The 24271-nt window shown below is 54.6% G+C and carries 20 protein-coding genes; 15 read left to right on the forward strand and 5 right to left on the reverse strand.

The features are described from left to right. Window positions 1–57: 57 nt before the first annotated feature. Together CPA45_RS12065 and CPA45_RS12070 are read right to left on the reverse strand one after the other, a co-directional pair. The gene (locus tag CPA45_RS12065) at window positions 58–1182 is read right to left on the reverse strand and encodes a GNAT family N-acetyltransferase (RefSeq protein ID WP_096651790.1); all 1125 of its coding nucleotides are present in this window, start codon (window positions 1180–1182) and stop codon (window positions 58–60) included. Window positions 1183–1197: 15 nt separating this feature from the next. Beyond that, the gene (locus CPA45_RS12070; protein ID WP_165771546.1) at window positions 1198–2463 is read right to left on the reverse strand and encodes an aminotransferase class I/II-fold pyridoxal phosphate-dependent enzyme; all 1266 of its coding nucleotides are present in this window, start codon (window positions 2461–2463) and stop codon (window positions 1198–1200) included. Between the two features lie 195 nt (window positions 2464–2658). On the opposite strand from CPA45_RS12070, the gene CPA45_RS12075 reads away from it, so the two are divergent. The 7 genes from CPA45_RS12075 (at window position 2659) to CPA45_RS12105 (ending at window position 12415) form a co-directional block, all read left to right on the forward strand. Then, a complete protein-coding gene (locus CPA45_RS12075) occupies window positions 2659–3357 on the forward strand; it encodes a response regulator (protein WP_096651791.1) in 699 nt (232 codons plus the stop codon). Continuing rightward, entirely contained in the window at window positions 3354–4529 is a 1176-nt protein-coding gene (locus CPA45_RS12080) for a sensor histidine kinase (RefSeq protein WP_096651792.1), read from the forward strand. The genes CPA45_RS12075 and CPA45_RS12080 overlap by 4 nt, the downstream gene beginning before the upstream one ends. Window positions 4530–4670: 141 nt before the next feature. Continuing rightward, window positions 4671–5540 carry a MipA/OmpV family protein gene (locus tag CPA45_RS12085; protein WP_096651793.1) on the forward strand — a complete coding sequence of 290 codons (870 nt, stop codon included), beginning with the start codon at window positions 4671–4673 and terminating at the stop codon, window positions 5538–5540. A 451-nt stretch (window positions 5541–5991) separates the two neighbouring features. Next, the gene (locus CPA45_RS12090) at window positions 5992–7452 is read left to right on the forward strand and encodes an efflux transporter outer membrane subunit (RefSeq protein ID WP_208858503.1); all 1461 of its coding nucleotides are present in this window, start codon (window positions 5992–5994) and stop codon (window positions 7450–7452) included. Between the two features lie 7 nt (window positions 7453–7459). Then, window positions 7460–8533, forward strand: a complete 1074-nt coding sequence (locus CPA45_RS12095; RefSeq protein WP_096651795.1) for an HlyD family secretion protein — start codon at window positions 7460–7462, stop codon at window positions 8531–8533. Then, window positions 8530–11286 (forward strand): ribosome-associated ATPase/putative transporter RbbA, encoded by a 2757-nt coding sequence (rbbA, locus tag CPA45_RS12100; RefSeq protein ID WP_096651796.1) that lies wholly within the window; start codon window positions 8530–8532, stop codon window positions 11284–11286. Before CPA45_RS12095 ends, rbbA begins: the two co-directional genes overlap by 4 nt. Before the next feature lies 1 nt (window position 11287). Next, complete coding sequence (locus tag CPA45_RS12105) at window positions 11288–12415, forward strand: ABC transporter permease (protein WP_096651797.1); 1128 nt, start codon at window positions 11288–11290, stop codon at window positions 12413–12415. 15 nt (window positions 12416–12430) lie between these two features. On the opposite strand, the gene ccoG is transcribed toward CPA45_RS12105, so the two are convergent. After that, window positions 12431–13924: a cytochrome c oxidase accessory protein CcoG gene (gene ccoG / locus CPA45_RS12110; protein ID WP_096651798.1), complete on the reverse strand. Its 1494-nt coding sequence runs from the start codon at window positions 13922–13924 to the stop codon at window positions 12431–12433. A 300-nt stretch (window positions 13925–14224) separates the two neighbouring features. On the opposite strand from ccoG, the gene mapR reads away from it, so the two are divergent. From mapR to CPA45_RS12130, 4 genes are all read left to right on the forward strand, one after another. Continuing rightward, window positions 14225–15634 (forward strand): GntR family transcriptional regulator MpaR, encoded by a 1410-nt coding sequence (gene mapR, locus CPA45_RS12115; RefSeq protein WP_096651799.1) that lies wholly within the window; start codon window positions 14225–14227, stop codon window positions 15632–15634. A gap of 166 nt (window positions 15635–15800) precedes the next feature. Beyond that, on the forward strand, window positions 15801–17207 hold the full coding sequence (locus tag CPA45_RS12120) for a cytochrome ubiquinol oxidase subunit I (RefSeq protein ID WP_096651800.1): 1407 nt from the start codon (window positions 15801–15803) through the stop codon (window positions 17205–17207). A gap of 18 nt (window positions 17208–17225) precedes the next feature. Further along, the gene (gene cydB / locus CPA45_RS12125) at window positions 17226–18233 is read left to right on the forward strand and encodes a cytochrome d ubiquinol oxidase subunit II (RefSeq protein ID WP_096651801.1); all 1008 of its coding nucleotides are present in this window, start codon (window positions 17226–17228) and stop codon (window positions 18231–18233) included. A gap of 69 nt (window positions 18234–18302) precedes the next feature. Further along, complete coding sequence (locus CPA45_RS12130; protein ID WP_096651802.1) at window positions 18303–18425, forward strand: DUF2474 family protein; 123 nt, start codon at window positions 18303–18305, stop codon at window positions 18423–18425. Window positions 18426–18433: 8 nt separating this feature from the next. Here CPA45_RS12130 and CPA45_RS12135 read toward each other — a convergent pair whose 3' ends face one another. Beyond that, window positions 18434–19339, reverse strand: a complete 906-nt coding sequence (locus CPA45_RS12135; RefSeq protein ID WP_096651824.1) for a LysR family transcriptional regulator — start codon at window positions 19337–19339, stop codon at window positions 18434–18436. 122 nt (window positions 19340–19461) lie between these two features. Here CPA45_RS12135 and CPA45_RS12140 point away from each other — a divergent pair, with 122 nt between their 5' ends. Together CPA45_RS12140 and CPA45_RS12145 are read left to right on the forward strand one after the other, a co-directional pair. Then, window positions 19462–20100 (forward strand): NAD(P)-dependent oxidoreductase, encoded by a 639-nt coding sequence (locus CPA45_RS12140; protein WP_096651803.1) that lies wholly within the window; start codon window positions 19462–19464, stop codon window positions 20098–20100. A gap of 57 nt (window positions 20101–20157) precedes the next feature. Continuing rightward, window positions 20158–20802, forward strand: coding sequence for a DsbA family protein (locus tag CPA45_RS12145; RefSeq protein ID WP_096651804.1), 645 nt, complete (start codon window positions 20158–20160; stop codon window positions 20800–20802). Window positions 20803–20916: 114 nt separating this feature from the next. On the opposite strand, the gene CPA45_RS12150 is transcribed toward CPA45_RS12145, so the two are convergent. Further along, window positions 20917–21291, reverse strand: coding sequence for a DUF6746 family protein (locus CPA45_RS12150; RefSeq protein WP_096651805.1), 375 nt, complete (start codon window positions 21289–21291; stop codon window positions 20917–20919). A 249-nt stretch (window positions 21292–21540) separates the two neighbouring features. Between CPA45_RS12150 and CPA45_RS12155 the strand changes: the two genes are divergently transcribed. Both CPA45_RS12155 and CPA45_RS12160 read left to right on the forward strand, forming a co-directional pair. Continuing rightward, entirely contained in the window at window positions 21541–22695 is a 1155-nt protein-coding gene (locus tag CPA45_RS12155; protein WP_096651806.1) for a M20 metallopeptidase family protein, read from the forward strand. 58 nt (window positions 22696–22753) lie between these two features. Then, window positions 22754–24259 carry an AbgT family transporter gene (locus tag CPA45_RS12160; RefSeq protein WP_096651807.1) on the forward strand — a complete coding sequence of 502 codons (1506 nt, stop codon included), beginning with the start codon at window positions 22754–22756 and terminating at the stop codon, window positions 24257–24259. Window positions 24260–24271: the final 12 nt, after the last annotated feature.

The following is a 24271-nucleotide window of genomic DNA, read 5'->3' on the forward strand; positions in this document are numbered from 1 at the left end:
GAAGGGATTGCCACTTGCTTAATGCCGAAACCGACATCTGCTTAAGCTGTTGGATGTTTATGAGCGATCTTGCTCTGGCAGGCTTTCTGCAGTGAGCTTGTCCTGATCGTTCTTTAGCACAAATCTCTGAAGGAAACTGCGAAGTAGCCACCCAAGCCACTTCGGGTTGGCTTGCACCCAGGTATAACAGGCTTCCAAGCGACAGCCCATCTCGATTTTTCCTTGCTCGTTGGAGATCCCAAAGTTGATACTCCGCATTCCTTTGCTGATGGCATGACGCACGATTTGGTAGCCCATCACACGGTGGATGGGCAGGCGTCCTGTTGCCTGTAGATCCACACCGCAATAGGTAGATTCCAGGTGATCGCCTAGGGTAAAGCAGAGGTCGAACGCATCAATGCGTCCGTCCTTTCGTAGCAGCAACCATACTGCATGCTTGAGCTGCCCCATATGCAGAAAAAAATCTTGAGGGACCATAATCTGGTCGGGCGAGCGGTGTTTCTGGTAAAGCTGTAACCACAAGGCATGCAAGCGCTGCGCCTCATCTAGCGAGAGCGCTTGCCCTTCACGAACGTCAACGGTGTAGCCTGCTTTTTCCAGAGTCCGCATATCCCGACGTAGGCGTTTGCGCTTGGGGTGTTGCATCAGATACTGACCGAAATCTGCCCAGGTAAGCTCCAAATGTGCACAGTTGTAGAGCTTGTCCAGCGGCAGCTTCTGGAGGTAGTCAGGTGCAGGAAAATCCCGCCCGACGAATAATCGAACTCCATGCTTCATCGAAGCCTGTTCCAGCGCAGCTACCAAGCGGTAACGTAGGCTTGTTGAGTTCGGGGTTGCTGCCAGCATCAGTGGCAACCCAGTATTGACGGGCGTTCCCATGGTGGTGACACGCAATGAGGCTTTATATGGCAGGTGGATGCGCCATATGGTGGCGACAGCAGCGCCAACCATTTCGCCATTGGAAATGGCCAGCGCATAGAGATACTGGCACTCCAGACCGCTGGCCTCAAGAGCAGCCATATACTCATAGCTGCAGAACTGATGGGGGTGACACAATTGATTCCAAGACGTTCGATCAATCGTGGCAATCGAATCCCTTATATCAATCAGTACCGCCGCCTCAGCGATATCTTCTGTGCGGCTTGGAAAACCGGACCGCACCACCTGCTCCACGCGCTTCATTGTGCGGCTCCCAGCCTAATTCATCTCCACCAACAGCGGCTCATTCACGAGTCTGGATGGATCACTGTCACCAAGCAGCACCTCCAGGCTTTGGGCAAAACCTTCAATCTCCGCATCAGTGTGGTATCTGTGCAGGATCAGCCGTATCAATGCCTGATTGGGCTTGACTGCCGGGTAACGGAAAATCGGTACGCAAAAGCCTTGTTTCTCCAACTGCTCTCGCACTTGCTCGGCCTTACTGTCCTTCCCGATCAGTACCGACGTTATATAGGACGGCGTGTCATTGAGCTGCAGGCCACTATCAAGCAAGCGCTGTCGGAACGCCAAGCTTCTGCATAGGTAATCATCCATGATGGATGGGTCCTGCTTGAGCTGCTCAATGATGGATGCCGCTGCGTCCGCTGTGGGTGGCTGAATGGCTGCAGTGAAAATCGACGTTCCACTCAATACTTCGAAGGCATCAATGTACTCAGCGTTGGCACTGATTGCGCCGCCTTCCAGACCCACTGATTTTGAGAGAGAAATCATGATGAAGTCGGCACGACGAAGATGTTGGAACTCCTCATAGAAATTACGCTGAGGCTCGCCATACACCATGAAGCCATTGGCATCATCGATGTAACTCAGGGCTTGGAAGCGTTCACATACATCCAGAATTTCTCCGATAGGTGCCACGCTTCCATCTGAAGAATAGACACTTTCAAAGACGACGATCGCTTTGCGATCTCCAACGTTCTGCAGAACACGTTCCAGATCAGCGACATCGTTATGCTTGAATGCCATTAGCGATTCACCGTATTTCAAGTGGCTCGCTGCTTTCCAGAGACTCCAGTGGCAATCACGATCGAAGACTAACACGGCATCCCGATTGTCAATGCCGCTGCTGGTGGAGAAATTGAACTTTGCCGTCATCGCATTGATGAAGCCGAGGTTGGCCAACATGCCCGATGCAAACGTTAGCGTTTTGTCTTTACCATGATGCTCGCTGAGCAACGTTTCCAATCGGAAATGCGGCTCACAAACACCCTGCGTCGCCCTTGAACCACCGGTGGAGAGCCCATAGCGCTTGACCGATTCGCAGAATGCATCAAGCACCTGTGGATCCTGCTGCCAGCCAAGATAGTTAATCCCCGAGAAATTCACATAAGGGAGACCATTACGCGTGATACGTGAACCGGACATCCCCTGCATGATGACGGGTTCTCGCAGAAACCCCTCAGAGACTGAAGACTCAACGAAGCGTTGAAAGCCCCAGCGGTCCACCTTTGGCAAGATATCCATAAACCCCCTCCATTCGTCCTGACTGCTATTTGCATTTGACAAATTCATCAAATTGCATTAGGCGACTTGCATTCCTTATAATGACAGATGATCGTCCCACCGATTTACTGACACTTTTCAGAAGCGGGTTTATCGTTGCAGCGCAATATCAAGCAACGTTCAAGAATACATCAAGATTTCATGAAGGAGTGGCCAGTGAGCTTGGGACGTGTATTGATCGTCGAGGATGACTTCGATGGGGCCGAGGTGCTCGAAGCCTACCTTGGCAGGGATGGCTTCAAGACCCGACATGCAGCAGATGGGGATCAAGCACTGGAGTACCACGCGCGTTGGCGCCCGGATTTAGTGCTGTTGGACATCATGCTGCCAGGGCTAAGCGGTAATGAGGTGCTCACCGCCATTCGCCAGCATTCAGCAACACCGATCATCATGGTGACTGCTGTCGGGCATGAACCCAGCCGTATTAATTCGCTACTTTATGGGGCCGATGACTACGTCGTTAAGCCATATAACCCAGGTGAAGTAGTCGCGCGGGTTCACGCGGTATTACGCCGTTGGCGTGGTGGTGGCCTCGGGCAGACCACCTTGCTACGCCATGATCGCTTGGTTATCGATCTCAATGCAGCGCTGGCTACCATTGAAACTGATGGCGTGACTCAGCCCCTGGAGTTAACTCGCACCGAGTTCAGCCTGCTGTCGATGATGATGGCAGCACCTTCTCGTATGTACACCCGCGCGGAGCTACTTGCCAACTGCCTTCCAGAAAGTGATGCAATGGAACGGGTGGTTGATGCTCACCTATACAACCTACGACGCAAACTGGAGCGTGCCGGTATTAATGGTGTCGTATTGACAGTACGGGGGCTAGGTTACCGCTTCCGCAATCCTTCATGAGCACGGCAAAGAAAGGCCGTTCCCGGCAACTCTGGTACTGGATCAGCCTACGAATGATTGGCCTCGCGCTGATGGCCATACTGGTCGTGGGTGCCGGTATGTGGCTACGCTTTTTCTGGTGGGAAACCAAGCTGCGAAACGCACTCCCCAAGGAAATACTCCAAGAATTGAAGCTGCTGGAAACCGATCATGTCGCCAATGCTGAGCGTCTGCGTGAAATCTATGGGCAATATCTCTATGGCGATTACTTTACACCAGAGGTGCTACATGCGGACCTGCTGTGGTTCAGTGGACTTGTACTGATCGCCCTTCCTCTTATCATTGGCGGGGGTATTTGGGTCTCATTGCGTCTATCACGCCAGCTCAGTGTTGTTGCAATCGCGGCAAGGCACATTGCTGGCGGTGATTTCCGCTCGAGAGCAAGTATTATTCCCGATGCTCCCGCCGCACTCCACCATTTAATAGCCGACTTCAATCACATGGCCGAACGCTTAGAACGCCATGAACGGGAGTTACAGGCATCCAGTGCCGCCATCGCCCATGAACTGCGTACGCCTCTCACCGCCGCCAAAGGGAGGCTGCAGGGCCTGATAGATGGTGTCTTCGAAGCCTCGCCACAGCAACTAAGCACCATCATGCGGCAACTAGATCAACTTAATCGTCTGATCGATGATTTGTACTTGTTATCGCTGGCGACAGCAGGTCAGTTGGTTTTGATACCATCAAGCTTTGCCCTCAAACCACTGATGGAAGAGCGAGTGGTCTGGGCAGCACCACGATTACAGCAGCACCCCATGAAGATTGTGATCGACTGCCCGGACGATGTACTTCTAAATGCCGATCGCGATCGCCTCGGTCAGGTAGTTTCCATCCTGATCGACAATGCATTGCGCTACGCTGCAACTGGCGACTATTTGGCACTACGCGCCACCCGACAAGGAACGAAGGTATTGATCGATGTCGAAGACGCTGGCCCTGGTTTTGCACCGGAGCATATAGAGCGTGTGTGCGACCGCTTTTGGCGTGCCGAGCATTCACGCTCGCGCCATGCAGGCGGCAGTGGGCTGGGGTTATCGGTGGCAGTAGCTATATGCCAAGCCCATGGTGGACAGTTGAGTGTTCACAATCGAGGGACGGGCGGCGGGCGCATCCACATCGAGTTACCTGCCTGATTATAGGCGGCATTACTCTGAAAACGGATGCTTGTTGAGCCCGCTCCACGGCTCTTGATGAAGTCTTCATCTTTTCTGGACGATACCTTGTAGTGAGGAGGGTTCACTACCGGGGTAACAACTCGGAAAGGATGAACAACCATGCGTAAGCCTGCTTCTCAACGGATGCAAAAAGGGTGTTTGGCAAGCCCTGCCTTATCAATTATTGCAAGCGCCGTCTGCCTGCTGATGCCACTGCAAAGTTTGGCTCAGCAGCATCACCAAACTCAGCAACAGGGCACCGATACACCCGCCAGCCTATTCGGCGATACAACTGAAGTTGTGGTGGGGCTGGGGGCGGCCTACATTCCCCGTTACCTCGGCGCAAAAGATTCACGAGCCATACCGGTACCAACACTGAGCATATACCGCGGTATCTTCTTTGCCGATACCGTGCGCGCCATCGGGACAGAGTACCTGACTCAAAACGGGCTTTACGCCAGCATGGCGATTAGCTACGACTTCGGCCGAACCGAAAAAGACAGTGACTGGCGCCCTGGATCAACGCGTCTCCAGGGAATGGGGGAAGTTAAGGGTGCGACTACCGCTAACTTCCTGCTGGCTCAGGAGTTGACCTCCTGGCTCTCGGTCAATGGTGAAGCTGATCTGCGTGTAGCTGGCCATGAGCGAGGCAATCGTTACCGACTAGGCCTGGAAAGCACCATACTGCGAACGGACAACGATGTGTTCACTCTCGGCGTAAACATGCACGCCGGTGATGGCCGCTACAACCGCACCTATTTCGGCGTGAACGATGCGCAAGCTCAAGCTTCGCGATTTTCCCATTTCAATGCTGAATCCGGCGTCTACGCCTATTCGCTCTCGGCAGACTGGCATCATGACTTCAACAGGCACTGGACGATGTCTCTTGGGGTGAATGTCATGGAGTTCAGCGACAAGGCGCGTAACAGCCCAGTGGTGGAAGAAAAGACCGGTGTGGCGGGGTTTGCTGCATTGCACTACTCGTTCTAAGGCAGGCAACAATGATGTGCGCATATAAGCAGACAACCTCCGCATTACGCTCCCGATGCCGGATACTTATTTGGCTGGCCTGCATCTTGGTGACCGCCTTATTGTTGGTAAGTGGTGTTCGGTTTCTTATGAGCGAGCCACCTAGGCCAGTACTGGATAAAGCAACTCAGAGTCACCCTGTGCCAGACAATTCTGTGCAGAGTGATCCGGTACAGAGCCCCCCTCCTTAAAGACTCCCTAGCCTCTCATAATTGATCGGCCAATAGCGGATAATGCAAAGGTGCCCCTCTCCTGGTTCGTCACGAACCAAGCACTGATCAGTGATAGGCCCGCCATGTTTAGGCGGGCTCCCCCCCCCCGCACTTGATGAAACCTTGATAAGACATTGAAAGGTCGTTGACGGGTAAAGAGCACACTTCCGTTCAGGCTCATGGATCGGAAATCTCACATCATGTCATTGCACTGGAATGCAGCACTTCTGACCGTGCTGCTATCAGGCTGTACCACTTTGATACCGCCTCACACCCTCCCTGAAAGCACTTTACCTACGCATTACCAGCAGGGGTATGGCCCCAACACCAAGGATGCTGCATCGGCCTCAGCGGCTAATATCGCCTGGCAGGACTATTTTCGTGATCCTCACTTACAGAACGTAATCCTTCAGGCACTACGCCACAACCACGACCTGCGTAGTGCTGCTTTACGGGTTCAACTGGCACAGGCAGCCTACCGCATTGAGCGCAGCGCACAGCTACCCGGTGTTGACCTGGGAATGGATGCGAAGCGCTCGCGCACCCCGTCCGATTTGTCGGCCACCGGCAGCGCCCTGAGCAGCAATGAGTTTCAGGTAGGCGTGGGGGTTACCAGTTGGGAAGTCGATCTCTGGGGCCGTATCGCCAGCTTGAACGAAGAGGCCTTGCAAACATTTTTGGCAACTAATGCTGGCCAGCGAGCAGTGACAATCAGTTTGGTGGCACAGGTAGCCGATACCTGGCTTAGCTTATACGAGCTGAATGAACGGCTGCGTCTCGCTCAAGCGACTCAAGCCAACCAGAGCGAATTACTGCGCATCTTCACGCGGCGGTTTGAGGTGGGAGCAGTCACCAAGCTGGAGCTCACCCAGGTACAGACGCTGGTGAACCATGCAGAGGGCTTGGTGCTGCAACTGCAGCAGCAACGTGATCTGCAGCGCAATGCACTACACCTACTGATCGGCCGGGCTGACCTCATCGACTTCAACTATAAGCCTTTTGCCAATTCCCCTCTGCTTCAGCCTCTGGATGCGGGACTACCATCCGACCTGCTAACCAACCGCCCGGATATCGTCGCCGCTGAGCATCGCCTGCGCGCGGCTAACGCGCATATCGGCGCAGCCCGAGCGGCCTTCTTCCCACGTATCAGTCTGACTACTTTCGGCGGTTTAGCCAGTGGCGAACTGAGCGATTTACTCGAGGGAAGCAGCCGTGCCTGGAACTTTGCTCCTAGCCTGTCGTTGCCAATCTTCGATGCTGGGCGGAACCAAGCCAACCTGGACTTGGCGGAAGTGCGCAAAGACCTTGCCGTCGTCGAGTACGAACAAACCATCCAAAGTGCCTTCCGCGACGTCGCAGATGCCTTGGCTAACCAGCACTGGCTACAGCAGCAACTATCCGTACAGCAGCAAGCCGTCGAGATTCAGGCCGAACGCAGCCGACTGGCACACCTGAGCCATGAACGTGGTCGCGCCAGTTTCTTGGAAGTGCTTGATGCCGAGCGTGACCGCCTGGAGACCGAACAGCAAAAGGTGCAAGCGCAGCATGCACTACTCCGCAGCCGGGTGGCGCTGTACGCCGCACTGGGTGGTGGTACGCAGCACCTGCCCCCAGCCGATCAACCGGTGTCTGCCCTGTCTTCAAATATCGCAGAGAAGTAACTCAACCATGAGTATATCTATCAAGAAAACAGTCGTCGTATTTACCGCCATTGCAGTCATTGCCGCTATCGGCTGGGTCGGCTGGGATTGGTTAAATCAACGTGGCGCCCCAGAGGGACTGCTGGTCAGCAATGGACGGATTGAAGCCACCGAAGTGGATGTGTCCGCCAAATTCGGTGGTCGTGTTGTACAGATTCTGGTCGATGAAGGTGATCAGGTCCAGGCTGGGCAGGTGCTGGCACATATGCAGGTCGACTCACTGCAGGCCCAACTACGTGAGGCACTAGCCCAGTTACAACAGGCAGAACATACCGTTCAAGCCTCTCAGGTGCAGGTGAGCATGCGACGTGGCGACCAACTGGCGGCCGAGGCCGTCGTAGTTCAACGCCAGACAGAGCTGGATGCCGCCCAACGGAGACTCGTTCGTACCGAGGCGCTGATCAATGACGGTGCGACGACGGGCCAGGAGCTGGATGATGACCGCGCCAGTGTGGCCAATGCTCGCGCTGCGCTAGATGCTGCGCGGGCCCAGGCTAGCGCAGCCGAGTCAGCTATTGAAGCTGCCGAATCCGAGGTCACCGGTGCAGTGTCAGCCGTCGCTGCAGCACAGGCCACGGTTGAACGCGTCCAATCTGAACTGGACGACAGTGCACTCAAGGCGCCGCGCGATGGCCGTGTGCAGTACCGTCTAGCCCAACCTGGTGAAGTAGTTGGAGATGGCGGTAAGGTGCTCAACCTGATCGACCTGTCCGATGTTTACATGAGCTTTTTCCTACCTACTGAAGCCGCTGGGCAAGTGGCATTGGGCAGCGAAGTCCGCATCGTGCTGGACACCGCCCCAGACTGGCCGATACCGGCCCAGATCACCTTTGTCTCCCGCCAAGCCCAGTTCACGCCCAAGTCCGTGGAGACGGCCAACGAACGGCAGAAGCTGATGTTTCGGGTCAAAGCACGGATCGACGCATCCCTGTTGTACCAATATCAGGATTACGTGAAATCCGGGCTACCTGGCGTGGCCTGGATCAAGACTGATCCCCAGGTAGCGTGGCCTGAAACGCTGCGCCTCAGGGAGCAGCCATGAACGGCTTGGGCGAACCCGTAGTGCACTTGCAGGACGTCAGTCTGAATTACGGCAAGACCCAAGCACTGGCGGGCATCACCCAAGACATTCCTTCCGCTTGTATGGTGGGGCTGATTGGCCCGGATGGTGTTGGCAAATCCAGCTTACTTTCGCTGCTTTCCGGCGCTCGCCGGGTTCAGCACGGTACGGTACAGGTGCTGGGCGGTGATATGGCCAGCAAGGCTCACCGCGATCAGGCCTGCCCACGCATAGCCTACATGCCACAGGGGCTAGGCAAAAACCTATACCCCACCCTCTCGGTTGAAGAGAACCTACAGTTCATCGCCCGCTTGTTCGGCCACGATGCTGCTGAACGACGCCGACGTATTGACGACCTGACTCGCAGCACCGGCCTACTGCCCTTCCTCGCACGACCAGCCGGAAAGCTCTCAGGAGGCATGAAACAGAAACTTAGCCTATGCTGCGCGCTGATTCATGACCCTGACCTACTGATTCTCGACGAGCCAACTACCGGTGTTGATCCGCTAGCACGCGCGCAGTTCTGGGAGCTCATCGCTCGCATTCGCAAACAGCGCCCCAGCATGAGTGTTATCGTCGCCACCGCCTACATGGACGAGGCACAAGGCTTTGACTGGCTGGCGGTAATGGATGAAGGCCAGGTATTGGCCACCGGCACACCTACTGATCTGCTGTTGCGCACCCGCTGTCAGTCTCTGGAGTCCGCCTTTATTACGCTGTTGCCGGAGGAAAAGAAACAGGGCCACGAGGCCGTGGTTATCCCTCCCTTACAGAGTGACCAGGATGACATCGCCATTGAGGCTGAGGGGCTGACTATGCGCTTTGGCGATTTCACGGCGGTGGATCATGTGAGTTTTCGTATCCGGCGTGGTGAAATTTTTGGCTTCCTCGGCTCCAACGGCTGTGGCAAATCCACCACGATGAAGATGCTCACCGGCCTGCTACCTGCTAGCGAAGGCCGTGCCTGGTTGTTTGGCAAGGAGATTGACCCACACGATTTGGATACGCGCAGTCGCGTCGGCTACATGTCCCAATCTTTCTCTCTCTACAATGAATTGAGTGTGCGGCAGAACCTAGCGCTACACGCGAAGCTATTTCATGTACCCATGGCAGAGATTGATGCCCGCGTGCGGGAAATGGCTGAGCGCTTTGAGTTGCTGGACGTTATGGAGAGTCTGCCGCCCAGTATTCCTATGGGAATGCGCCAGCGCCTTTCGCTAGCCGTAGCAATGGTGCACAAGCCCGAACTATTGATCCTGGATGAACCTACCTCGGGAGTGGACCCGGTGGCACGGGACAATTTTTGGCGTCTGCTGGTGCGGCTGTCGCGGCGCGAACAGGTGACGATCTTCATCTCCACCCACTTTATGAATGAGGCCGAGCGCTGCGACCGCATGTCGATGATGCATGCAGGCCAAGTACTCGACAGTGATGCACCAGCGCGGCTAGTGGAAAAACGCGGCGCCAAGGATTTGGAAGAGGCCTTCATTGGCTACCTGATTGAAGCCGAGGCAGGCAGTACTAGTACTACATCTGTGCCAGAAGCAGTACCCGAATCAGCTGAGCAGACAGCGCCCTCTGCACCAACCCAGGGGCATGCCCAAACACCACGCTTCAGCCTGCAACGCCTGCTGAGCTACGCCTGGCGCGAGTCACTGGAATTGCGCCGCGACCCTGTACGCGCCACGCTGGCACTATTGGGCTCGCTGCTACTGATGTTCGTCATTGGCTATGGTATCAGCACTGACGTCAACGACCTGCGCTACGCCGTACTCGACCGTGACCAGACCGCCCTGAGCCATGACTACACGCTCGCGCTATCCGGCTCCCCGTACTTCGTCGAACGCCCGCCATTGCATAGCTACGAAGAGCTGGACAGGCGCATGCAAACTGGCGAGCTGAGCTTGGTCATTGAGATTCCCCCCGGCTTCGCACGTGACGCAACGCTGGGGCGCAACGCTCAGATTGGAGCCTGGATCAACGGTGCCATGCCCAGTCGCGCAGAGACCATACAAGGCTATGTACAGGGCATGCACCTACACTGGCTGGCGCAGAAATCCCAGCAGCTAAGCGGCGAAGCCTACGCCACACCGGTCGAGGTGCAAACGCGCTTTCGCTACAACCCAGACATCAAGAGCCTGCCCGCCATCGTTCCAGCAGTAGTGCCGTTACTGCTGCTGATGCTGCCAGCGATGCTGACCGCCCTTGCGGTGGTACGAGAGAAAGAACTGGGCGCAATCATTAACTTCTACGTCACTCCCGTCACCCGCACCGAGTTTTTGCTCGGCAAGCAACTGCCGTATGTGGCGCTGGGCATGCTGAACTTCCTGTTGATGAGCGTGTTAGCCGTAGCCGTGTTGGATGTGCCGATGAAGGGCAGCTTTGCCGCTTTGACGCTGGCAACACTGGTGTTCCTGGTGATATCCACCGGCATGGGGCTGGTGGCCTCAGCCGTCACGCGCAGCCAGATTGCAGCAATGTTCGCCGCATTGATTGGCACGCTAGTGCCAGCCACACAGTTCGCCGGGCTGACCACACCGGTGTCATCGCTGGAGGGTGTCGGCAAACTAATCGGCGAAGCCTACCCAGCTACCCATATGTTCCTCATCAGTCGCGGCGTGTTCGCCAAAGCACTGGGGTTGGCTGATATGCAGCACTCCTTCATGGCGTTGCTGCTAGCTGCACCATTGGTGATGGGACTGGCGATTGCAATGTTGCACAAACAGGAGCGCTAAGATGCGCCGTACTTTTTCAAATATCTGGCAACTGAGCGTCAAGGAACTCTGGAGCCTGTGGCGCGACCCGGTGATGCTGCTGCTAATCGTCTTCAGCTTCACAGTGATGGTTTATACCGCCGCTTCAGCCATTCCTGACACCCTGAACAACGCACCGATAGCCATTGTCGACGAAGATGATTCACCTCTGTCACAACGCATCGCTGCCGCTTTCTATCCACCGCAGTTCACGCAGCCAGAGCGCATCGGTGTAGCTGAGATGGATGCTGGCCTGGACGCAGGCCGTTACACCTTTGTACTCCACATGCCATCCAACCTACAGCGCGATGTGCTAGCGGGTCGACCTGCCGAGGTACAACTCAACGTCGATGCGACACGCATGGATCAAGCATTCAGCGGTAGCGCCTACGTTGAGCAAATTGTCAGCGAGGAAGCTGAAGCCTTCGTGCAGCGCCATCGTACCGATGCGGCACTACCCGTGGAACTGGTGCTGCGGGCCCGCTTCAACCCGGCGCTGGACAAGACCTGGTTCAGCAGCCTGCTACAAATCATCGACAACATCACCATGCTCGCCATCATTCTGACCGGTGCAGCACTGATCCGCGAACGCGAGCATGGCACCATCGAACATCTTTTGGTGATGCCGGTGACTCCCACACAGATCATGCTGGCCAAGGTCCTGGCGATGGGTATGGTGGTACTCGTGGCGGCAGCGCTGTCGCTGCAGTTCGTTGTCCGCGGGCTGCTAGAGGTGCCCATCGAAGGTTCGGTCTGGCTGTTTCTGACCGGTGCCGCATTAAGCTTGTTTGCTAATACTGCACTGGGTATTTATCTGGCGACGGTAGCACGCAGCATGCCGCAATTCGGGCTCTTGCTGATGTTAGTGCTGCTGCCCTTGGTCCTGCTCTCCGGCGGCGCCACCCCACGGGAAAGCATGCCTACTGTTGTACAGCACCTAATGTTGGCAGCCCCAACCACACACTTGGTGCAGTTGGGAGAAGGCGTACTGTACCGCGGAGCGGGGCTAGACGTCGTGTGGGTCCAGCTACTTGCGTTGTTACTGATCGGCAGTGTGTTGTTCGCTCTGTCGCTGCAACGCTTTCGCCGGATGCTTTCCCAAATGGGCTAGGTGTCAGCCAGGCCACTACTCCCCTGAAGGCCCCAAAAAGCGGGTTTCGTTAGTGCTCTTTATCGAAGGGTCATCTAATGCGCGGAAATGCAGTTCAACGGGATGGCTGGGTTGAGTTAGATCATCAGCGTCCACCGTGAGTGCAAGGCGTAAGCTACGCGTCTCGTTTGCGTCCACCTCGATGGTATCCATCCCCTGTAAGCGAAGCCCCGGCAGCCCTTCTGCCGATAGCGCATAGCGGTGGGAGTGGGCATCTTGATTACGCAGCGTCACGTTGTAGTAATTAATGATGCGTCCATCTTGCGTGGTTTCAAACAGCGTTTGGCGATCCCGCACAATGTCCACATCGATGAGCATGCGGGTATTCAAGAAGCCAACGAGTAGTACCACCATCGTTAGCAGTGCTACGGCATACGCAATCAGCTGAGGGCGCCAAAAACGGGTACTTTTACCTTCTAATGAACGCTCAGTGGTATAGCGGACAAGACCTAGCGGTTTATTAATACGTTCCATCACACTGTCACAGGCGTCAATGCACGCCGCACAGCCAATACATTCGTACTGCAGCCCATCACGAATATCGATACCAGTGGGGCATACCTGAACACACAGTTCACAGTCGATGCAGTCACCAACCTGGGTTACCTCAGAGGCTTTCTGAAGGTGATTACGGCGCGGCTCACCACGTGCGGCATCATAAGAGACAATCAGTGTATCGGCATCAAACATCGCCGACTGAAAGCGCGAATAGGGGCACATATGCAAGCAGACTTGATGGCGTAGCCAACCAGCATTCAAGTAAGTAAAAACAGTGAAAAAACCAATCCAAAATAGCGCCCAAGGGTGCACATTAAGACTAACAACATCCACTACTAACGCTCTGATCGGAGTGAAGTAACCAACGAACGCTATGCCGGTTGCCAGGGCAATCATCAGCCAGGCCGTATGTTTGGCGGTTTTACGCCATAACGTGTCCAAGGTACGCGGCGCGTTATCACGGCGTATGCGGCGGTGTCGTGGCCCTTCTAAGCGGTGCTCAAACCAGATGTACAAAAATGTCCAAACGCTTTGCGGGCAAGTATAGCCACACCATACCCGTCCAGCCGCCACCGTGATCAAAAACAGACCAAAAGCGCATATCACCAAGATCCAGGTAAGCAGGATAAAATCTTGCGTGTAAAACGTCGCCGCAAACAGATGGAACTCCTGCGCAGAGAGGTCAAACCAAACCAGAGGCCGCCCGCCCCAATTGATCCACGGCAAGCCAAAATAGAGTGCCATCAGCAGCCAGTTGGAGTGGCGTCGAATGCGCTGAAAAAAGCCACCTATCTCCCGCACATAAATATGCCCTAGCTTAGGAGGCCTAGATTTTGGAGGACTAGATTTAGAAGATATCGATTTAGAGGAAATAGCTTGAGAGGAGATAGCTTGAGAGGATTTAGATGAAGGCGTGTGGTGTTTAACCGCCGCCTCCGCGGCCAAGTTTTGCAGTGGGATGCGTTGCGTCATACCGATATCCAGAAGAAAGGGAATGAAGGTCTATGCGGTCGAGGGGCGTCGCCGATTATTAGTCACCACTATGCCTCTCCAGCAGCTACCCAAAACAGGCGCAGTTTTCGAGAAATATACCGTATCAGTTTGCGCTTACTGCCTCTTCTCTCTCCATCTGATATGCTTTTAATTGATCTAATTGAGTCTGTTTATCACTCATCATATGCGGCACAGTGGCGTTTTCTGATAGTAGAGAATCGCACTGTGCCGCCGAAAACTGTGATGGAGTATCCTCTCAACGCACCGACGGTCTACCCCATGAAACGCTACGAGCAATTTGCCGATGAGATAGCCACACTTATTCGTGAGGGCGTGCTTGGCCCAGGTGAGCGTATCCCCTCGGTACGCCAAGCCAGTCGCCACCATGGAATTAGCCCCTCAACAGTATTTCAGGCTTACTACTTACTGGAAAACCGTGGGCTTATCACCGCACGGGCACGCTCTGGCTATTTTGTCCGTGAGCACGCACGACGCTTGCTGGGTGAGCCACGGGTGACGCTGCAGCCTAACGACCCGGCAGAAGTAGAAGTCAGTGAGCTGGTATTTTCGGTGCTCGACTCGCTGCAGGATGACCAGACCGTTCCCTTTGGGTCGGCTTTTCCCAGTCCAGAGCTGTTTCCACTCTCTCGTTTGGCCACTAGTATGACGCGAGGGTTGCGCGAGCTTTCGCCCCAACAAGTGGTAGCCGATATGACCACCGGGCATACCGACCTGTGTCGACAAATTGCCCTGCGCTATATGCTGGGTGGCATTCAACTGCCGATGGAAGAGCTGGTGATTACCAATGGCGCTATGGAGGCACTCAATTTGGCCTTGCAGTGTGTCACCCAACCGGGGGACCTAGTGGCCGTGGAGTCTCCCGCGTTTTATGCCAGCTTGCAGGTGTTGGAACGGCTGAAACTACGTGCGGTAGAGATTCCTGTTCACCCCCGGGAAGGGGTCGACCTCGAAGTGCTGGCAGAACGGCTAGAGGCGCTGCCAATCAAAGCTTGCTGGTTTATGAGCCATCTACAAAATCCGCTCGGCGCCAGTATGAGTAAAGAACGTAAGCAAGCCCTTTACCAGCTGTTAAAACAGCACCAAGTACCGATGCTAGAGGATGATGTATATGCCGAGCTGTACTTTGGTAGCACGCCCCCCACTCCAGTAAAAGCCTTTGATGATGAGGGCTTGATCATTCACTGCAGTTCGTTCTCCAAATGCTTGGCACCTGGCTATCGGGTTGGTTGGGTCGCGGGCGGTCGCTATGCAGAAGCCATCTCTAGGCTAAAGCTGATGACAACCATCTCACCTTCCGTGCCCGCCCAGGCAGCGATTGCCGACTATTTACAGCACGGTGGCTATGACCGCCATTTACGCAAACTACGCCACGCTTTAGAAGCCCAGCAAGGCAGTATGTTAGCGGCAGCGGATCGCTACTTCCCCGCCCAAACTCGCATTACTCGCCCTGCAGGCGGCTACTTTTTATGGGTAGAGTTTCCTGAAAAAATAGATTCGCTGCGCTTATTTAATATGGCACTCGATCATGGTGTTAGTTTAGCGCCTGGCCCGATCTTTTCCGCAACGCAGCAGTTTCGCCACTGCGTACGCCTAAGTTACGGCCATCCCTGGACACAAAGCAGCGAACGCGGCATGGAAACCCTAGGACGGTTGTTAGCGCTCTTTTAGCTCGTACTTACAAAGCATTCCCTAGAGAAACTGATCTGGTTTTTAAACAAAAAACTGAGCCTGTTATGAAATACAGCGAACGATAGACTATTCCGATGAAGCCACGAAGTGGCCATACCGGCCCACAATTTCGTTAAAGACAGTGGCTATCATCGGAGGAAGCACCATGCTCGGAATCGAGGCCGTTAATCTGGCCAGAGTGCAGTTTGCCTTTACTATTTCCTTTCATATCATTTTCCCCGCCATCACCATCGGGTTAGCCAGCTACCTCGCCGTACTGGAAGGACTCTGGCTAAAGACCCAGCGGGACACCTACCGCCACCTTTACCACTTCTGGTCCAAAATATTTGCCGTCAACTTTGCCATGGGAGTGGTATCGGGCATTGTGATGGCATACCAGTTTGGTACCCATTGGAGCGGCTTTTCCGCCTTTGCAGGCAGCGTAACTGGGCCCCTACTTACCTACGAAGTACTCACTGCATTTTTCCTGGAAGCTGGCTTTCTAGGCGTGATGTTATTTGGCTGGGAGCGTGTCGGACGGGGCCTGCACTTCTTTGCCACGTGCATGGTCGCATTAGGCACCATTGTATCGATGTTTTGGATTCTCTCCTCCAATAGCTGGATGCAAACCCCTCAAGGCCATGAGATCGTCAACGGTGTGGTGATTCCCGTCGACTGGATGCAAGTTGTCTTCAATCCCTCTTTCCCTTATCGCCTTGCCCATATGGCATTAGCGGCCTTTTTGAGCACGGCCTTATTTGTCGCTGCCTCTGCCGCCTGGCTGTTATTAAAGGGCAAACAATCTTCTGAGGTACGCACCATGCTTTCCATGGCGCTAATAATGCTGGCGATCACCGCTCCGCTTCAAGCTGTGGTGGGTGACTTGCATGGCCTCAACACTCTGAAGTACCAGCCCGCCAAGATAGCTGCCATCGAGGGGCATTGGGATAACAGCAGTGGCGAACCCACCCCATTGATTCTATTCGGCTGGCCCGATATGGCTCGGGAAGAGACCCGCTTCAAACTGGAAATACCCGTACTGGGCAGCCTGTTGTTGCAACACAGTTTGACGGAACAAGTGCCCGCCCTTAAGGAGTTCGCCCCAGAAGATCGCCCTAACTCGACCATCGTTTTCTGGAGTTTCCGACTGATGGTGGGTCTAGGGGTGCTAATGATCCTCCTCGCCATTGTGGGCAACATCCTGCGCTTCACAGGCCGGCTATATGAGTCTCGTCGCTTTCTTATTTGCACCTTATGCATGGGTCCTGCGGGGCTTGTGGCAATACTAGCGGGCTGGTTTACCACCGAAGTGGGACGCCAGCCCTGGGTCGTATACGGATTATTAAGAACCGCCGATGCAGCCTCAGCACACAGCGCCGTTCACCTCAGCATTAGCTTGGCCGTCTTTGTGGTGGTGTATCTGGCGGTCTTCGGCACAGGTGTCATGTATGTGATGCATTTGGTGAACAAAGGTCCGAACGAATCTGCTTCACCCGCGTTGGGTGGCCCTGGCCATCACCGCACGCCCGCCCGACCTCTCTCGGCGGCGAACGAAACGCTGACAACTCACTAACAGTTATGGGGGTGCATTATGGGCATTGATCTATCGCTCACCTGGGCCATCATCATCCTGTTTGGCGTGATGATGTATGTGGTCATGGATGGTTTTGACTTAGGTATTGGCCTGCTCTTTCTGCGTGTCCATGACGAACAGGATCGCGACATTATGATGAACACCGTGGCCCCCGTATGGGATGGTAACGAAACCTGGCTGGTGCTCGGTGGTGCTGGTTTATTCGCCGCGTTTCCACTCGCCTACGCAGTAGTGCTGGAAGCCCTTGCTATTCCCCTTATAGTGATGCTGCTTGGGCTTATTTTCCGAGGTGTCGCCTTTGAATTTCGCTTCAAGGCCTCCCCTGAACGGCGGCATGTATGGGATAAAGCCTTTATTGGCGGCTCGCTGCTAGCAACCGCTGCCCAGGGTGTTGCATTAGGCGCTTATATTCAGGGTATCGCCTTTGATGGCAGCCGCTTCAGCGGTGGGGCATTAGATTGGCTGACACCTTTTTCACTGTTTTGCGGTGTCGGCCTGCTGTTTGCCTATGCGCTGCTAGGTAGCACTTGGCTGATTATGAAAACCGAGGGCGCCCTGCAGCAGAGAATGTACCGGATCACTAAGCCGCTTATACTCGGGCTGCTACTGATGATCGCCTTGGTTAGCGTGTGGACACCGCTGGCTTACCCGAACATTGCGGCACGCTGGTTTGCGCTTCCCAACCTATTGTGGTTCTTACCAGTACCATTGTTAGTGGCGCTAACCGGCTGGTGGCTGTGGCGTGCCGTCACTTATCAAGACACCGCGTTACCCTTTGTGTTGGTACTGGGACTGGTGTTCTTAGGCTACAGCGGCTTAGGCATTAGCCTGTGGCCGACGATTATTCCACCTGATGCCTCTATTTGGCAGGTCGCCGCACCGGCCCAAAGCCAAGGCTTTGCTTTGGTGGGTACGCTGTTTATCTTGCCGATTATTCTGATGTACACCGCCTGGAGCTACTACGTCTTCCGCGGCAAGGTGAAGCCCGGCGACGCCTACCATTAATACTTTCCATCTACCATTAATGCTTGCAACGAAATAGGCATGAAAAACCGAATAACGGAGGAGACAGCCATGAAACCAATCGCCAATCGCCTGGGCTGGTTACTGGCCATTTGGCTTTCAAGTATTTCTGTGCTGCTACTGATCTCTCTGGGGCTTAAGTTCGTGATGGGGATGGCGGGCCTGACTAGCTAGAAGGCAGATCAGCGCTTATCGTCAACCCACGCCGCAAAGAAATCCATAAAAGACCTCACCCTCGCCGGTATGTAGCGACCCGGAGGATAGACAGCATGCACATTGCCAACGGGTAGCGACCACTCGGGCAATAGGTGTACCAGCCGACCAGCATGTATGTCTGCTTCAGCGGTGAAATCGGGTAATACCGAAATCCCTGCGCCAGCCACCAAGAGCGCGCTCAGTCCTGCAGTAGAGTTAGCCGATAACTGGGCGCGCATTTGTACCTGTAGACGCTCCTCTCCTGAGTAGAGTGCCCACGTTAGCGGGGAGCTCAGTGGTGTGAAGGCCACCCATGCATGGTTAGGCAACTGCGCGGGGTGGGTAGGCGTACCATGCTCGGCAAGATAATCCGGCGATGCCAAGAGATGCTGTTGAAACTCCCCGAGACGTCGGGCACGTAGAGACGAATCCTTCAACCAGCCCAGGCGAAAGGCGATATCGATCCCCTCTTCCAGCATATCGCTGATCTGGTCACCGCTGCGCAGCTCAATACGCAATTCAGGATGCTGACGCCCAAACACCGCCACCGCCGCTCCCAACACACGAGCGGTGTAATCCTCCGGCGCAGTAAGTCGCAGTTCGCCGCGTAGCAGGTGATCATTCCCCTCCACAGCGGATAGCGCATCCTGCAACCCCGCCATCAGGGGGCTGCACTCACGGTAGAAAATCTCCCCGGCCTGTGTCAGCTGAACTCTGCGTGTGGTGCGCTGAAAAAGCGTTACGCCAAGGCGCTCCTCTAACTGGCGAATCTTAAGGCTAACCCGTGTTTTCGTGCAGCCTAGACGCTCCGCTGCCGCAGTAAAACTGCCCGCCTCTACCAATGCCAGGAAGACAGGTAGACCGTTGAGATCAAGATCGCTTGACCAAGACACCTGTTCACCATTGATTGTTGTTGAATTGATAACAGTGAATACCGGCATTCCATATTTATCAAGACAATCCTCTGCTCAATAATGTCTCCATCGCTTGATTCACTCAGCACAAGGAGATTCACATGAAGATTGCACTAATCGGCGCCAGCGGCTTTATCGGTTCAGCCCTACTTGATGAAGCGCTCGCACGCGGCCACCAAGTCACTGCTCTGGTCACTCGCCCTGAACGCCTACCGACCCGTGACGGTCTGGTGGTCAAGCAGAGCGATGCTCTCGATACCACTGCACTTGCCGAGCAACTGTCCGGGGCTGACGTAGTGCTAAGCGCCTTCAGCGGCCATGCCCAAGAGGACGTGTACGACTACTACGTCAGAGGCTTTGACTCAATTCTCGCAGCCACTCAGTCGGCCGACGTACCGCGCCTACTCGTGGTTGGGGGTGCCGCCACTTTGGAAGTAGCCCCGGGTCAACTGCTGCTTAACTCCGCTGGGTTCCCTGACGAGTATCGCGCCACCGCAGAAGGTGCCAAAACAGCCCTGGAGCGGCTACGCACTCAACAGACACAGCAGTGGACAATGCTCTCTCCTGCCGCAGAAATTTTCCCTGGTGAGCGCACCGGTCAGTTTCGCTTAAGCGGCGACCTCTTACTCAGCGATGCAGAAGGCAACAGCCGCATATCTGTGCAAGATTATGCCGTGGCAATGCTGGATGAGCTGGAAACCCCTAATCACACCAATCAACGCTTCAGTGTCGCCTATTGATACGCCCCCTGGCCCGCTACTAGCGGGCCATGCTTACTCAACCTTAAGAGGCGCGTTATGCAAACTCACTCTCTTCCCGACCTGGGCACGCAAGTGCTGTACATTGCCGACGCCTATTGCGGGTGGTGCTGGGGGTTCGCCCCTCATCTGGCCGAGCTGGAAGCAGTTTGGCATCATCGGCTGCCATTTCGGGTGATCTCAGGTGGGCTGTTCGTTGGCGAACGCAGCGCGCCTCTTAAAGCTTACCCACATATCCCAGAGGCTAACGAAAACATTACCAAGGTTACGGGGGCACAATTTGGCCGCGACTACCAAGCCTTACTGGTGGAAGGAACATTTCGCTTGGACTCGTTCGATGCAGCGCGAGGACTAGCCGGTCTCAGAACACAGGCCCCTGAACGAGGGCTACACCTGCTCCACTGCATGCAACAGGCTTTCTACCTAGAAGGCCAAAGCCTCTCCGCCCCAGACACCTATCGACGTATTGCCGAAGCAGAAGGGCTGGATGCCGATAGGGCTGCCGACTATTTGGTTAACGACGAAGGGCGCCAAGCGGCAGAGGCTGATTTTCAGCTGGCCCGCTCCCTTGGTGCAAATACCTATCCGACACTAGTGCTTTTAAAAGATGGCAAAGCTCGTCGTCTACCCGCAACAGGTACTAGCCTGAGCGCCTTTAACAGTGCATTAGACAGCCTTCTCTAACGTATTAACACGCCCACCATCCAACATGGGCTATGCAGATGAGGGGGCAAATAAATCCCGGTCAATTGACCGGGATTGCCATGATTGTAGTGGTCAAGTAAAACCGGACAGCGATCACTCAACCAGTGTTTGTGCTGCACTTAGATACTCTTGACCGTTCGTTAGCACACGCGCTTGATCCAGCGTTTCCGAACCCAGGTGTACTTCTTCCAGCAAGATGGCCATGGCATCGACTTCTTCATCGATTTTTTGCAATGCATTCTCAATGGTATAAGAGAGCATATGGATTTCGTTCATCTGCTCATCTGATATCGAATCAGCAGCAATTAGCTCAGCAAGGCGTTGGTTACCCTCTGAGAAATTAGTCACTGCTTCGGCCAGCGTTTCCGATGGTTTACCTTCAAAGTGTTCGTAGCGATCATGCTCATCCGCCACGACCATACCACTGCTTAACAAACTGGCTAAGACTGCCAGGGCAAAACGTTTCATAAATCGCTCCCAATGGATTTATTAGGGTGTACATGGCGAATCGAAACAAATACTAACGATTCGCATTTAAATTTAACACTCACGCCATAAATAAGAAACATTCTTTTATGAGAATTATTCAACGCCACTGACCTTTAGATACGTTGCTTAAAAAGCAACAAACTCGTCACTAAAACCTCTCTTTCCTGTCAGCCAAGTCGCTTAGCTTAAGAAAGCCTAAAAAGACATCGACAACGGCAAGGACAGGAAATGTTTTCAGATAAACAAATCGGCGCAGCCACTGCTCTGCGACACAAACTGCACCAACATCCCGAACTAAAATTTCAGGAAAATGGTACCGCTGCACTGGTTGCAGAACAGCTTCGTGCGCTTGGCTACCGCGTCACCGAAGGTATCGCCACCACGGGCGTTATGGCTGAGTTGGATACCGGACGTGAGGGCCCTGTAATCGCCTTTCGCGCCGATATGGACGCACTGCCCATTAAAGAAGCCAATACGTTTGCGCACCGCTCACAGCAGGAAGGCTTAATGCATGCCTGCGGTCACGACGGTCATACCGCCACACTGCTGTTGGCCGCCGAAGCCATCATGGCACTGCGTGATGAACTATGCGGACACATTAAGCTGCTGTTTCAGCCTGGCGAAGAAGGCGGCAATGGTGCCGATATCATGGTCAAAGAGGGGGTCTTGGATAACCCCAAGGTAGACGCAATTTTTGGCTACCATAACCGCCCCGGATTCCCCGTAGGCCAGCTGTTCGTTAAACCCGGCCCCGCCATGGGCGGCAATGACACTTACAAAGTCACTATTACAGGTGTTTCTGGTCATGCGGCCATGCCACATTTAGCAGTAGACCCTATCTACGTGGGCGCATCGCTGGTACAGCAGTTGCAAGGATTAGTCGGTCGCCACAAATCGCCACTGGAAGCAGGGGTAATTACCGTCGCCGCCTTCCATGCAGGTGACGCCGCCAACGTGATTCCTGGCCAAGCTGAACTGCTGGTGAATATCCGCAGCGACCGCCCCTCTTCCCGCAAGGCGCTCGCGGGCAAGCTTGAGCAGGTAACGGCGGGTGTTTGTGCCGCCCACGGTGCGCAATTTCATCTGGAGCATTTGCACCAGGTCCCCCCACTGGTTAACGACCCAGAGTGGTCTGAACGGCTACTAGCAATTGCCAGCGAACACCAGGTAAGCACCGACATCCAGCGACTGGACTATATGCCCACCATGGGCGCAGAAGATTTCGCGTTCTATCTGCAGGAAGTGCCGGGCTGTTTCTTCTTTGTCGGTAACGGAGACAGCGCCTACCTGCACAACGAGCACTACGACTTTAACGATGCCGTTCTCCCAGTAGCTGGCGGCATGTTTGTAGCGCTGGCAAAAGGGCTGCTATCGCGGGCCTAAATACTCTCTCGACTATTTATAAAACTTAAAATAATGTTAATAAACAAGGATTAATACGATGCAAGGCGTCCTTTCATCCATCGAGCGCGTGGGTAATAAACTGCCCCACCCGTTTATTCTATTTGTCATTTTGGCTGGCGTAGTTGTGGTCGTCTCAGCCCTGCTTGCCGCACTTGGCGTTTCAGCGGTTAACCCACAAACCGACGCAGTGGTACAAGTACGCAGCCTACTCTCGGCAGATGGCATTGAGTTTATGCTGACCAGTGTGGTCAGTAACTTTGTGAACTTCCCTCCGCTAGGCCTTATTTTAGTGGTGATGTTCGGCATTGGCTTGGCCGATAAAGTAGGCTTGATGTCGACATTGATGCAGGTAAGTGTGGCTAAGGCACCACCCTCGCTGCTCACCTTTAGCGTTTTTATGGCAGGTATCTGCGGCAGTATCGCCTCTGATGCAAATTACCTGATCCTAATCCCCCTGGCAGCTATGGTGTACTACTCAGTAGGCCGTCACCCGGTCGCTGGTGCTGCAGCCGCCTACGCTGCAGCAGGCGCGGGGTTTGATGCTAGCCTGTTTATCACCGTCGGGGATGCACTGTTTGCCGGTATTACCACCGAGGCTGCGCGCTTAGTAGACCCCGATGCCTATGTTTCACCTGTTGATAACTACTACTTTGTGGCCTGCTCAGTATTTGTCCTCGCGATTGTAGGCACGTTAGTGGTCGACAAATTTGTGGAACCGAGGCTGCAGCGTACCCTGCCACTCAGCAAAGACTTTAAAACCGAGATCATAAAACCAGAGCTAACCGATGCAGAAAAGCGCGGCCTAAAGCGGGTTGGCGTTGCCACGCTTATCTACCTAGCGCTGATCTTAATTGCCGTAGTGCCAGAAGCCTCGCCACTGCGTAATGAAGAGGGTGGCCTGATTCCCTCGCCCTTCCTGAGCTCGCTAGTACCGCTAATGTTTGGCTACTTCGTTACGATTGGCTTGGTATATGGCATCACCACTGGCAAGATCACCAGCAGCCGTGATGTGCCGCAGCGCATGGCCGAATCTGCTAGCGATTTAGCCCCCACCCTGGTGCTATTCTTTGCGATTTCGCAATTCATTGCCTATTTCCGCTGGTCGGAACTTGGCCAATACATTGCCATTGAAGGTTCCAATATCCTGCAAAGCACAGGGTTTACTGGGCTTCCGCTAGTAGGTGCGTTTATCGCCATGAGCGCAGTGCTGAATGTCTTTATGACCAGCGGCTCGGCCCAGTGGGCGTTAATGGCGCCAGTATTCGTCCCGATGCTGATGATGATCGACTTCGACCCAGCCTTTGTACTGGCGATGTTCCGTATCGGGGATTCCAGTACCAACATTATTTCACCCATGAGCCCCTACTTTTCAGTAGCACTGGTTTATATGCAGCGCTACAAGCCGGATATGGGGTTAGGCACGCTGATAGCCACCATGCTACCGCTGGCCGTGGGCTTCCTGCTCGCTTGGTCGGCGTTTTTGATGTTCTGGCTGGCAATGGGCTGGCCGATTGGGCCCGGTGTCTACATGATGGCGAGCTGATAGCTCAGCGTA

Source organism: Vreelandella nigrificans (assembly GCF_002374315.1).
Lineage (GTDB): Bacteria > Pseudomonadota > Gammaproteobacteria > Pseudomonadales > Halomonadaceae > Vreelandella > Vreelandella nigrificans.